Below are 12,207 nucleotides of genomic sequence, written 5' to 3'. Positions count from 1 at the left end.
ATGGATTGGGTAAATATCAGTTTCTGGGTCTTCTCCATCGTGGCGGGCATCTCCGCTGCGGCGGTGATCAGCGTGCGCAATCCGGTCTATGCCGTGTTGTGCCTGATCCTGACCTTCTTCTCCGTGGCCTGCATCTGGATCCTGGTCGGCGCCGAGTTCCTGGGCGTGGCGCTGGTGCTGGTCTACGTCGGCGCGGTCATGGTGCTGTTCCTGTTCGTGGTGATGATGCTGGACATCGATCCCTCCAACCTGCGTGAGGGCTGGGTGCGTTACCTGCCGCTCGGCCTGATGGTGGCGGTGACGATGCTGGTGCAGATGCTGGTGCTGATCGGCGTGAAGGGCAGGGCGGTCAATCCGTTCCCGGCCGACAACGCTGCCGCGCTGGCTGCCGACACCTCCAACATCACCTGGCTGGCCCGCAGCCTGTTCACCGAATACCTGCTGCCGTTCGAGTTCGCCGCCGTCATCCTGACCGTGGCCGTGGTTGCCGCCGTGATGCTGACCCTGCGTCGCCGCACCGGCCTGAAGACCCAGAACCCGTCCGAGCAGACCATGGTCAAGGGCAGCGACCGCCTGCGCGTGGTCAAGATGGATGCGGAGAAGCCGGTCGTGCACACCAACATCAAGCCGTCCAGCAACGAGGAGGCGCAGCCATGATCACGCTTGGCCACATTCTGGCGCTCGGCGCGGTGCTGTTCTGCATCAGCCTTGCCGGCATCTTCCTCAACCGCAAGAACATCATCGTGCTGCTGATGTCCATCGAGTTGATGCTGCTGTCGGTCAACATCAATTTCGTCGGGTTCTCGCGTGAGATGGGTGATACGGCCGGACAGCTGTTCGTCTTCTTCATCCTGACCGTGGCCGCGGCCGAGGCCGCCATCGGCCTCGCGATCCTGGTAACCCTGTTCCGTACTCGCCGCACCATCAATGTCGGCGAAGTCGATTCGCTGAAGGGCTGATCCGTAGATGGAAATCACTCTCTCCAAGAGTCTGTTGATCGCAGTGGTGCTTGCACCGCTGTTCGGCAGCATCATCGCCGGCCTGTTCGGTCGTCAGGTCGGTCGCGCTGGCGCGCAGGCGGTCACCATCCTCGGCGTGGCGGTCAGCTGCGTGCTGTCCAGCTACGTGCTGTACATGCTGCTGTGGGGCGGCGCCCAGCCGTTCAACCAGAACATCTATACGTTCTTCGAAGTGGGCCAGTACTCGGCGCACGTCGGCTTCATGGTCGACAAGCTCACCGCGATGATGATGGTCGTGGTGACCTTTGTGTCCTTCCTGGTGCACGTGTACACCATCGGCTACATGCAGGACGACCCGGGCTACCAGCGGTTCTTCAGCTACATCTCGCTGTTCACCTTCTCGATGCTCACCCTGGTGATGAGCAACAACTTCCTGCAGCTGTTCTTCGGCTGGGAAGCGGTGGGCCTTGTCTCGTACCTGCTGATCGGCTTCTGGTTCAAGCGGCCGACCGCCATCTTCGCCAACATGAAGGCCTTCCTGGTCAACCGTGTCGGTGACTTCGGCTTCATCCTCGGCATCGCCGGCGTGTTGTGGGTATTCGGCACCCTGGATTACGCCACCGTGTTCGCCAACGCCCAGGTGCTGGGCCACCCGGATGCGCTGATCCAGATCTGGTCGGGCACGATCAACCTGTTCGGCACCTCCATTCCGGTGATGAGCGAGCCGGTGATCTGGTCGGTCGCGACCGTGATCTGCATCTGCCTGTTCATCGGTGCGATGGGCAAGTCGGCCCAGGTGCCGCTGCACGTCTGGCTGCCGGACTCGATGGAAGGCCCGACCCCGATCTCGGCCCTGATCCACGCCGCGACCATGGTCACCGCGGGCATCTTCATGGTCACCCGCATGTCGCCGTTGTTCGAGCTGTCGCAGACCGCGCTGAACTTCGTGCTGTTCATCGGTGCCACCACCGCGTTCTTCACCGGCCTGATCGGCATCGTGCAGAACGACATCAAGCGCGTCGTCGCGTACTCCACGCTGTCCCAGCTGGGCTACATGACCGTCGCCCTGGGTGTGTCGGCCTACTCGGCCGCCGTGTTCCACCTGATGACCCACGCCTTCTTCAAGGCGCTGCTGTTCCTCGGCGCGGGCTCGGTGATCATCGCCATGCACCACGAGCAGGACATGCGCAAGATGGGCGGCCTGCGCAAGTACATGCCGATCACCTTCATCACCATGTGGATCGGTACGCTGGCCCTGGTCGGTACCCCGTTCTTCTCCGGCTTCTACTCCAAGGACACCATCATCGAGGCCGCGCAGCATCACGCGCATGTGTCCTCGAGCTGGGTGGCGACCTACGGGTACTGGGCGGTGCTGGGTGGCGTGGTCGTGACCAGCTTCTACAGCTTCCGCCTGCTGTTCCTGACCTTCCATGGCAAGGAACGCTTCCGCGACGCGCATGACGATCATGGCCATGGTCATGACGATCACCACGCCGCCGACGCGCATGCGGCCGACGCCCACCACGGCGACGCGCATCATGACGATCATGGCCACGGCCACGGCCATGGCGTGCATGAGCCGCATGAAACCCCGTGGGTGGTGACGCTGCCGCTGATCCTGCTGGCGATCCCCTCGATGGTCATCGGTTTCTTCAGCATCGGTCCGATGCTGTACGGCACCGACTGGGCCGGCCACCATGCCGACGCCGCCATCCCGGGCCAGGTGCACTCGTTCTTCACCGGCATCGTTGATTTCTACGACCCGGCGCGCAACACCATCGGTGCGCTGGCCGAAGAGTTCCACGGTCCGGTCGCCTTCGCGATCCACGGCATGATGGCCCCGGCCTTCATCCTGACGGTGGTCGGCTTCCTGCTTGCCGCGCTGTTCTACCTGTGGAAGCCGGAACTGGCCGGCAAGGCCCGCAAGACCTTCGCGCCGATCGTGTCGGTGCTGGAGAACAAGTACGGCTTCGACAAGCTCTGGATCGGCGGTTTCGCCGGCGGCGGTATCAAGCTCGGCAAGGTTTCGCGCGCGATCGACACGAACGTGGTCGATGGTGTGGTGGTCAACGGTTCGGCGCGCCTGATCGATCTGGCGGCCAACCTGCTGCGTCGCACCCAATCCGGTTTCCTCTATCACTACGCCTTCGCGATGATCATCGGCCTGATTGCCCTTCTGGGTGTCCTGATGCATTACCTGCGTTGATGACCTGTACGGAATAAGAAGACGTGTCGAACTGGCCCCTACTTAGTGTTCTCATCTGGCTGCCGATCATCGGCGGTGCATTGATCCTTGCCATCCGTGATGCCCAGACCGCCCGGTGGGCGTCCCTGGGTGTGGCGGTGCTGACCTTCGTGGCCAGCCTGTCGCTGCTCAGCGGCTATGACACGGGAATCGACGCGCTGCAGTTCGTCGAGACCCGCGCCTGGATCCCCGCCTACGACATCGGCTACAACCTCGGCGTCGACGGCATCGCGATCGCGCTGATCCTGCTGACCACGCTGGTCTCGGTGCTGGCCCTGATCGGTGCCTGGAGCGCGATCGACAAGCGCGTGAACCAGTACGTGGCCGCCTTCCTGATCCTGGAAGGCGTCACCGTCGGTATCTTCTCGGCGACGGACGCGATGCTGTTCTACGTGTTCTTCGAAGCGATGCTGATCCCGATGTTCCTGATCATCGGTGTCTGGGGCGGCCCGCGCCGCATCTACGCCGCGCTGAAGTTCTTCCTGTACACCTTCCTCGGCTCGGTGCTGATGCTGGTGGCCCTGATCTACCTGTACCTGAAGGGCGGCAGCTTCCAGCTGGCCGACCTGTACCAGCTGCAGCTGTCGGGCAAGGAACAGACCTGGATCTTCTTCGCCTTCCTGATCGCCTTCGCGGTCAAGGTGCCGATGTTCCCGGTCCACACCTGGCTGCCGGACGCCCACGTGGAAGCGCCGACCGCCGGTTCGGTGATCCTGGCCGCCATCGCCCTGAAGATCGGTGGCTACGGCTTCCTGCGCTTCAACCTGCCGATCGTGCCGGATGCCTCGCATGAGTGGGCCTGGCTGGTGATCGCGCTGTCGCTGGTGGCGGTGATCTACGTCGGCCTGGTCGCCCTGGTGCAGGACGACATGAAGAAGCTGATCGCCTATTCGTCGATCGCGCACATGGGCTTCGTGACCCTGGGTACCTTCATCGCGATGTGGTTGGTGCGTGACGCCGGCAACCCGGACGCGGCCCGCCTGGGCCTGCAGGGCGCGATGGTGCAGATGGTGTCGCACGGTTTCGTGTCCGGCGCGATGTTCTCCTGCGTCGGCGTGCTGTACGACCGCATGCACAGCCGCCGCATCGCCGATTACGGCGGCGTGGTCAACGTGATGCCCTGGTTCGCCACTTTTGCCATGCTGTTCTTCATGGCCAATGCGGGCCTGCCGGGTACCAGCGGGTTCGTCGGTGAATTCATGATCATCATGGCCAGCTTCCAGCGCAATCCGTGGCTGGCACTCGGCGCGGCGAGCACCCTGGTGATCACCGCGGCGTATACGCTGTGGCTGTACAAGCGCGTGTTCTTCGGTGAAGTGGCCAACGCCCATGTCGCCGAACTGAAGGACATCAACGGTCGCGAGTGGCTGGTGTTGGGTGTATTCGCCGTGGGCACCCTTGCCCTGGGCCTGTACCCCAAGCCGCTGACCGACCTGATGGAGCCCTCGATCGCGAAGCTGGCGATGCAGATCGCATCCAGCAAGCTGCTGTAATCGGGCCGTCGAGAGTATTGATTCCAGGATTTGATGATGACCACCTCGCCGCTGTTGCCACTGACCGCCGCAGACCTCCCGCCGCTCGCTCCCGAGCTGGTGCTGGTCGGCAGTGCGTTCGCCCTGTTGATGCTTGATCTTTTCATCAGTGAGAAGAACAAGATCTGGACCCACCTGTTCTCGATCGCTGCGCTGGCGGTCGTGTTCTTCATGCTCGCCACCGGAGTGGGCGGGCAGGGCGAGGTCTTCCACGGCATGTTCGTCCGCGACAACGCGGCCGACGTGATGAAGACCGTGATCGTGCTGTGCAGCGGGCTGACCCTGATCTACGGCTGGAGCTACCTGCGCGAGCGCAAGCTCTACCAGGGCGAGATCCCGGTGCTGATCCTGTTCGCCACCGCGGGCATGATGATCCTGGTCTCGGCCGGCAGCCTGCTGATGGTCTACCTGGGCCTGGAACTGCTGGCGCTGTGCTCCTACGCGCTGGTCGCCAGCAACCGTGAAAACGGCCTGGCCTCGGAAGCGGCGATGAAGTACATCGTGCTCGGTTCGCTGGCCTCGGGCCTGCTGCTGTACGGCATGTCGCTGATCTACGGCGCCACCGGCTCGCTGCACCTGGATGCCATCAACGCCGCCATCCCGCATACCGAAGAGAAGATGCTGCTGCTGACCGGCGCGGTGTTCATGATCGCCGGCGTGGCCTTCAAGCTGGGTGCGGCGCCGTTCCACATGTGGCTGCCCGACGTGTACCAGGGTGCCCCGGCACCGGTCGCGCTGTTCATCAGCTCGGCCCCGAAGCTGGCGGCGTTCGGCATGGCCTACCGCCTGCTGGAAATGGGCGTGGGCCCGCTGGCCGACGAGTGGAAGTACCTGATCGGTGGGCTGGCCGCACTGTCGCTGGTGATCGGCAACCTGATGGCGATCGCGCAGACCAACCTCAAGCGCATGCTGGCCTTCTCGACCGTCTCGCACATCGGCTTCCTGCTGATGGGCCTGGCCGGTGGTGGCGAGCGGGGCTACTCGGCGGCGCTGTTCTACGCCCTGAGCTACGCGATCATGTCGACCGCGGCGTTCGGCGCGATCATCGCGCTGTCGCGCAACGGCTTTGAAGCCGAGAAGATCGAAGACTTCAAAGGCCTCAATGCGCGCAACCCGTGGATGGCCGGCCTCGTGCTGTGCATCATGGCGTCGCTGGCAGGCATTCCGCCGTTCCTGGGCTTCTGGACCAAGCTGGCCGTCCTCGGCGCGGCGATCCAGGGCGACATGCTGTGGCTGGCCATGGTCGGCGTGATCTGCGCCGTGATCGGCTGCTTCTACTACCTGCGCGTCATCAAGGTCATGTACTTCGATGAGCCGGTGGGTGAGCCGCTGCCGGCCAACAACGACCGCGTGCTGGGCGTGGTGCTGGGCGTGAATGCCCTGGCGCTGCTGGCCCTGGGCGTGGCGTGGAACCCGATCATGGTGTGGTGCCAGCAGGCATTTGCACAAATTTCGTAAAAAACGATACAAACGTGCGCAACTCGTGTAATATTCATCTCCTGAGTTGTTGATGCAGCGGTTTCGCCAGAACATCGTTGCTAGGAAGTCCCCCGGGCCTTCCGCACTCATCCGCTTCTGCTGCGGGGTGGAGCAGTCTGGCAGCTCGTCGGGCTCATAACCCGAAGGTCGCAGGTTCAAATCCTGCCCCCGCTACCATATAGCTCCGGTGCAAACCGGAGGCAGTGGACGAATCAAGCGATACCGGAAACGGTGTCGCTTTTTTCGTTCCAGGCCCGGTAGAGCCGACCGTTGGTCGGCTGCCGTTCCTGGGCACGAGTGGAAACCGTCCCCCGGCTGCCGTTCGCTGGATGCGAGGTCATTCGTTTCAACACGGGGTTGCATGGGAATGAAAACTCCCTTACAATTCCGCTTCTGCTGCGGGGTGGAGCAGTCTGGCAGCTCGTCGGGCTCATAACCCGAAGGTCGCAGGTTCAAATCCTGCCCCCGCTACCACAGAAAATCTGCAGTGCAGATGCAGTAGACGAAAAGGCGATCTCGGCAACGAGGTCGCTTTTTTCGTTATGGCATCGCCCGGCTTTTGCTGTGCCTTTGCACCTGACCTCGATGACTGACCTGCCAAGTGTGCAGGCAGCGGTGGGGGCAGGTTGGCGGGACCATTGGGGCGACATCGATGTCGCCCATGAGCTCCCATGGACGGGTTCACGGCGCGTGCCGCGGACCTGCCTGCACCGATGCCCTCGACGAACGCCTAAACAGCCCGCCTTCGCTGTTCAGCTTTCCGAATAGGGGCGCCGGAAGCCACCCCAACCATTGCACCAGCCCGGTGCAACGGCTATCATCAGTGGCTTAGCGGACTGTCTACTCATATCCACCCAATGGACGTGAATAGGCCCCGCGACCGGCTTCCAGGAACGGCAACCTGTACCCAGGCCGCCGTGACCCCCGGAACGCTGGGCTCGCAGACACGCACCACGTGCGCATCTGCACCGGAATCCAGCATGACCGGAGTTGTACCGGACAGGGGCCCAACGGGCCCTTTGTTGTTTCCGGAAGGTGGTCCAAGCCGTGGACCAGACCGTATTTCTTTTCAACGAATCAAGGCCGACTGTGAGCGACAAGGCAACCGAAATCGCGAATCTGCTCGCCCCCACCGTTCAGTCGCTGGGTCTCGAGCTGCTGGGCGTGGAATATCTGACCGCCCCGGGTGGTGCCACGCTGCGCCTGTACATCGACGTGCCGCTGGCCGAACAGCCTGAACGCATCGTCAATATCGACGACTGCGAACGCGTCAGCCGCGAAGTGTCCGCCCAGCTGGACGTCGAAGACCCGATCACGGCGAACTACACGCTGGAAGTGTCTTCGCCGGGCGTGGACCGCCCGCTGTTCACCGGCGAGCAGTTCGAGCGCGCCATCGGCGAATCGGCCAAGGTGACGCTGAAGCTGCCGCAGGACGGCCGCCGCCGTCTGCAGGGCGAGATCCTTGCCGTGGATATCGAACAAGGCACGGTGACCTTCAAGGTCGACAATGCCCCGTTTACCGCCGACATCGAAAACATCGACAAGGCACGCATCATGCCGGACTGGGCCGCCCTCGGCCTGGCTCCGACCAAACCGACTGGCCCGGCACCCAAACAGGGTGGCAAGGCGAACAAGAAACCATCCAACGAGCCGGCGGCCAAAAAGCCGCGCGCGGAGTGAGCCAATGAGCAAGGAACTTTTGCTGGTAGTGGATGCGGTCGCCAACGAAAAAGGCGTCCCGCGCGAAGTCATCTTCGATGCCATCGAGGCAGCGTTGGCTTCGGCTGCCAAAAAGCGTTACCCGGAAGAAGAAGTGCTGGCCCGTGTGTCGATCGACCACAAGGACGGCAACTACGAAACCTTCCGCCGCTGGGAAGTGGTGGCCGATGACGTGGTCATGGAGTCCCCGGACCGCCAGATCCGTCTGATGGACGCCATCGAGGAAGCCGACGGCGTGGAAGTCGGCGATTTCATCGAAGAGCAGATCGAAAACCCTGACTTCGGCCGCATCGCCGCACAGGCCGCCAAGCAGGTGATCGTCCAGCGCGTGCGCGAGGCCGAGCGTCAGCAGGTGGTCGATGCGTGGAAGGATCGCGTCGGCGAACTGGTCACCGGTGTGGTCAAGCGCGCCGAGCGCGGCAACATCTATGTGGACCTGGGCGGCAACGCCGAGGCCTTCATCCCGAAGGACAAGGGCATTCCGCGCGACGTCCTGCGCGCTGGCGACCGCGTGCGCGGTTACCTGGCCGAAGTCCGTTCGGAACCGCGTGGCCCGCAGCTGTTCATCAGCCGCGCCGCCCCGGAATTCATGATCGAACTGTTCAAGCTCGAAGTGCCGGAAGTCGGCCAGGGCCTGGTCGAGATCAAGGCCTGCGCACGTGATCCGGGCGACCGCGCCAAGATCGCCGTGCTGGCCCACGATTCGCGTACCGATCCGATCGGTGCCTGCATCGGCATGCGCGGTTCGCGCGTGCAGGCCGTGTCCAACGAGCTCAATGGCGAGCGCGTGGATATCGTGCTGTGGAACGAGAACCCGGCCAACTTCGTCATCAATGCGATGGCGCCGGCGGAAGTGCAGTCGATCATCGTGGATGAAGAAAAGCACTCGATGGACCTGGCCGTGGCGGAAGAGCGCCTGGCCCAGGCGATCGGCAAGGGCGGCCAGAACGTCCGTCTTGCCAGCCGCCTGACCGGTTGGCAGCTCAATGTGATGACCCAGGACCAGGTGACCGCCAAGTCCGAGGCAGAGCAGGGCGTTGCCCGCCAGCTGTTCATGGACAAGCTGGAAGTGGATGAAGAAATCGCCGCCATCCTGGTGACCGAAGGCTTCAACACCGTGGAAGAAATCGCCTACGTCCCGGTCGGCGAACTGCTGGCCGTGGAAGGCTTCGACGAAGACATCGTCGAAGAGCTGCGTGCCCGTGCCCGCGATGCGCTGCTCAACGAAGCGCTGGCGGTGGAAGAAGGTCTGGAAGACGGCTCGCCGTCGGAAGACCTGCTCGCCCTGGAAGGCATGGACGAGGCAACTGCCTACGCCCTGGCCGGTCACGGCGTGCGTACCAGTGAGGACCTGTCGGACCTGGCCGCCGACGAGATCCTCGAGTTCGGCATCGAGGACATGGACCAGGAGCGCGCCGCCGCCCTGATCCTTGCCGCCCGAGCCGAGGAGATCGCCCGCCTGGAGCGCGGCGAATGAGCCAGCGATGAACAGTGCCCTGACCCGCTCAGGGCTTAGACTCCGCGCTGCCTTCGCACGTTTCGAGGGAGCGCCAACCAGATCATAGGATCCGAATGTCGCAGCAAACCACCATCCGCAAGCTTGCCGAACTGGTCAATACCCCGGTCGATAAACTGCTCGTACAACTTGCCGAAGCCGGCATGAAGTTCAGCGGTCCCGACCAGGTCGTGACCAGTACCGAGAAGGTGAAGCTCCTTGGCTTCCTTCGTCGCTCGCACGGCAAGACCGAGCAGCCCGTCGAGAGCACCGACGAAGCCGCCAAGAAGATCACCCTGAACCGTCGCAAGTTGCAGGAAGTGACCGTCAGCGCCGGCCGCAGCAAGACCACCGTCAACGTGGAAGTGCGCCAGAAGCGTACCTACATGAAGGACGCCAGCGGCAAGCCGATGACCGCGGATGAGGAGCGCGCCGACATCCTGCGCAAGCTGGAGGAATCCCGCCAGCGCAATCTGGACGAGCAGCGCGCACTGGCCGAGAAGGACCGTGCGCGCGATGAAGAAATCGCCCGCAAGCGTCAGGAAGAAATCGACGCCAAGGAACGTGCCGAAGCCGAGCGCAAGGCGGCCGAAGCGGCTGCTGAAGCGGCCAGGAACGCACCGCCGGCCCCGGCCCCGGTTGCCGCCAAGCCGGCTGCTGCCGATGCCCCGGCGCGCAATGCGCGCCCGGCGGCGCCGTCGGCTGCCCGTCCGGCGCCGCGTTCGGACGATCGCAACTCGAACAACAACAACAACCGTCCGGGCGCCAAGCGCGACGACGATGGTGGCAACCGCTTTGCCGGTCAGCTGCATCTGTCGGCCGCCGATCGTGCCCGTCGCGGCAACAACAGCAACTCGCGCGGTCGTCCGACCGGGCGCGTGCAGCACGGCAGCCGCCGTGACAGCAACCAGTCGCGCAGCGGCGGTGGTGCCCATGGTTTCGAACGTCCGGTCGCTCCGATCGTGCGTGACGTCACCATCGGCGACACCATCACCGTCGCCGATCTGGCCCAGAAGCTGGCCGTCAAGGGCGGCGACGTGGTCAAGGCGCTGTTCAAGATGGGCGTCATGGCGACCATCACCCAGACCATCGACCACGACACCGCCGCGCTGGTGACCGAAGAACTCGGCCACAACGTGATCCGTGCCAACACCAACGACGCCGAAGACGCGCTGCTGGCGCTGGCCGGTGGCAACCAGGGCGAGCCGGTGGCACGTCCGCCGGTGGTCACCATCATGGGCCACGTCGACCACGGCAAGACCTCGCTGCTGGATTACATCCGCCGCACCAAGGTCGCCACGGGCGAAGCCGGTGGCATCACCCAGCACATCGGTGCGTACCACGTTGAAACGCCGAAGGGCGTGATCAGCTTCCTGGATACCCCGGGCCACGCGGCGTTTACGTCCATGCGTGCCCGCGGTGCCAAGCTGACCGACATCGTGGTGCTGGTGGTGGCGGCCGACGACGGCGTCATGCCGCAGACCAAGGAAGCCATCCAGCACGCCCGTTCGGCAGGTGTGCCGCTGATCGTGGCGATCAACAAGATCGACAAGTCCGGCGCCGATCCGATGCGCGTCAAGAACGAACTGCTCACCGAGCAGGTCGTGTCCGAAGACTTCGGTGGCGATACCCAGATGGTCGAGATCTCGGCCAAGGCTGGCCTGGGCATCGACGACCTGCTGGACGCGATCTCGATCCAGGCCGAACTGCTGGAGCTGAAGGCCGTGGCCGACGGCCGCGCCAGCGGCGTGGTCATCGAGTCCTCGCTGGACAAGGGCCGTGGCCCGATCGCCACCGTGCTGGTGCAGCAGGGTTCGCTGAAGAAGGGCGATTACCTGGTCTGCGGTATCCAGTACGGCCGCGTGCGCGCCCTGTTCGACGAAACCGGCGCACAGCCTGACCAGGCTGGCCCGTCGATTCCGGTGCAGGTGCTCGGCCTGTCCGGCGTGCCGGATGCCGGCGATGACTTCGTCGTGGTCGAAGACGAGCGTCTGGCCAAGGACGTCGCGCAGCAGCGCGAAACCAAGCGCCGTGAATCGCGCCTGGTGCAGTCTGCCGGCAGCCGCATGGAAGACATCATGGCGACCCTGGGCAAGGGCGATGGCCAGCAGGTGCTGAACCTGGTGATCAAGGCCGACGTGCAGGGTTCGGTGCAGGCACTGAGCCAGGCCCTGGTCGCGCTGTCCAACGACGACATCCGCATCAACGTGATCCACTCCGGCGTGGGCGGCATCACCGAATCGGACGCCAACTCGGCGGTTGCCTCCAAGGCCACCGTGATCGGCTTCAACGTGCGTGCCGACGCCTCCGCGCGTCGCATCATCGAGTCCAACGGCGTGGACCTGCGTTACTTCTCGATCATCTATGACGTGATCGATCAGGTGAAGCAGGTGGCTTCCGGTCTGCTCGGCGTGGAAATCCGCGAAGAGATCATCGGTATCGCCCAGGTCCGCGATGTGTTCCGCAGCTCGAAGTTCGGTGCGGTCGCAGGCTGCATGATCATCGAAGGTACGGTGAAGCGCAGCAAGCCGATCCGCGTCCTGCGCGACAGCGTCGTGGTCTTCGAAGGCGAGCTGGAATCGCTGCGTCGCTTCAAGGAGAACGTCGAGGAAGTCCGCAACGGTACCGAATGCGGTATCGGCGTGAAGGCTTACAACGACGTCAAGCCGGGTGACCAGATCGAGTGCTTCGAGCGTATCGAAGTGCCGCGCACCCTGTAATGTTTCCAGGCCGGACCGCATCACGCGGTCCGGCTTTTTCGCTTTCGCATCACCCTTC

At 63.7% G+C, this 12,207-nt stretch carries 8 protein-coding genes and 2 tRNA genes; all 10 read left to right on the top strand.

What is annotated here, in order from left to right; all coding sequences use genetic code 11:
- The 10 genes from AC07WC_RS03830 to infB all read left to right on the top strand — a co-directional run bounded on the left by AC07WC_RS03830 (position 1) and on the right by infB (position 12,149).
- A complete protein-coding gene (locus tag AC07WC_RS03830; RefSeq protein WP_495208838.1) occupies positions 1-657 on the top strand; it encodes an NADH-quinone oxidoreductase subunit J in 657 nt (218 codons plus the stop codon).
- Positions 654-959 carry an NADH-quinone oxidoreductase subunit NuoK gene (gene nuoK, locus AC07WC_RS03825; RefSeq protein ID WP_019182685.1) on the top strand — a complete coding sequence of 102 codons (306 nt, stop codon included), beginning with the start codon at positions 654-656 and terminating at the stop codon, positions 957-959. Before AC07WC_RS03830 ends, nuoK begins: the two co-directional genes overlap by 4 nt.
- A 7-nt stretch (positions 960-966) precedes the next feature.
- Complete coding sequence (gene nuoL, locus AC07WC_RS03820; RefSeq protein WP_495208837.1) at positions 967-3,165, top strand: NADH-quinone oxidoreductase subunit L; 2,199 nt, start codon at positions 967-969, stop codon at positions 3,163-3,165.
- A gap of 23 nt (positions 3,166-3,188) precedes the next feature.
- On the top strand, positions 3,189-4,697 hold the full coding sequence (locus AC07WC_RS03815; protein WP_019182687.1) for an NADH-quinone oxidoreductase subunit M: 1,509 nt from the start codon (positions 3,189-3,191) through the stop codon (positions 4,695-4,697).
- A gap of 36 nt (positions 4,698-4,733) precedes the next feature.
- A complete protein-coding gene (nuoN, locus tag AC07WC_RS03810; protein ID WP_495208836.1) occupies positions 4,734-6,194 on the top strand; it encodes an NADH-quinone oxidoreductase subunit NuoN in 1,461 nt (486 codons plus the stop codon).
- 121 nt (positions 6,195-6,315) lie between these two features.
- A tRNA-Met gene (locus AC07WC_RS03805) sits at positions 6,316-6,392 on the top strand.
- 220 nt (positions 6,393-6,612) lie between these two features.
- A tRNA-Met gene (locus tag AC07WC_RS03800) sits at positions 6,613-6,689 on the top strand.
- Positions 6,690-7,304: 615 nt separating this feature from the next.
- On the top strand, positions 7,305-7,895 hold the full coding sequence (rimP, locus tag AC07WC_RS03795; protein ID WP_495209102.1) for a ribosome maturation factor RimP: 591 nt from the start codon (positions 7,305-7,307) through the stop codon (positions 7,893-7,895).
- A gap of 4 nt (positions 7,896-7,899) precedes the next feature.
- Positions 7,900-9,411: a transcription termination factor NusA gene (nusA, locus tag AC07WC_RS03790; protein WP_495208835.1), complete on the top strand. Its 1,512-nt coding sequence runs from the start codon at positions 7,900-7,902 to the stop codon at positions 9,409-9,411.
- A gap of 95 nt (positions 9,412-9,506) precedes the next feature.
- Positions 9,507-12,149 (top strand): translation initiation factor IF-2, encoded by a 2,643-nt coding sequence (gene infB / locus AC07WC_RS03785; RefSeq protein ID WP_495208834.1) that lies wholly within the window; start codon positions 9,507-9,509, stop codon positions 12,147-12,149.
- The last annotated feature ends 58 nt before the right edge of the window (positions 12,150-12,207 follow it).

It is taken from the genome of Stenotrophomonas sp. GW821-FHT01H02A, assembly GCF_059422145.1.
The sequence above is the reverse complement of the archived record's forward strand: the minus strand, read 5'-3'. Positions and strand labels throughout refer to the sequence as shown.

What these genes read in the sequence shown, in the direction of transcription:
- AC07WC_RS03830 (WP_495208838.1), top strand. Translation starts at nt 1, where the DNA reads ATGGATTGGGTAAATATCAGTTTCTGGGTCTTCTCCATCGTGGCGGGC.
- nuoK (WP_019182685.1), top strand. Translation starts at nt 654, where the DNA reads ATGATCACGCTTGGCCACATTCTGGCGCTCGGCGCGGTGCTGTTCTGC.
- nuoL (WP_495208837.1), top strand. Translation starts at nt 967, where the DNA reads ATGGAAATCACTCTCTCCAAGAGTCTGTTGATCGCAGTGGTGCTTGCA.
- nuoN (WP_495208836.1), top strand. Translation starts at nt 4,734, where the DNA reads ATGACCACCTCGCCGCTGTTGCCACTGACCGCCGCAGACCTCCCGCCG.
- nusA (WP_495208835.1), top strand. Translation starts at nt 7,900, where the DNA reads ATGAGCAAGGAACTTTTGCTGGTAGTGGATGCGGTCGCCAACGAAAAA.
- infB (WP_495208834.1), top strand. Translation starts at nt 9,507, where the DNA reads ATGTCGCAGCAAACCACCATCCGCAAGCTTGCCGAACTGGTCAATACC.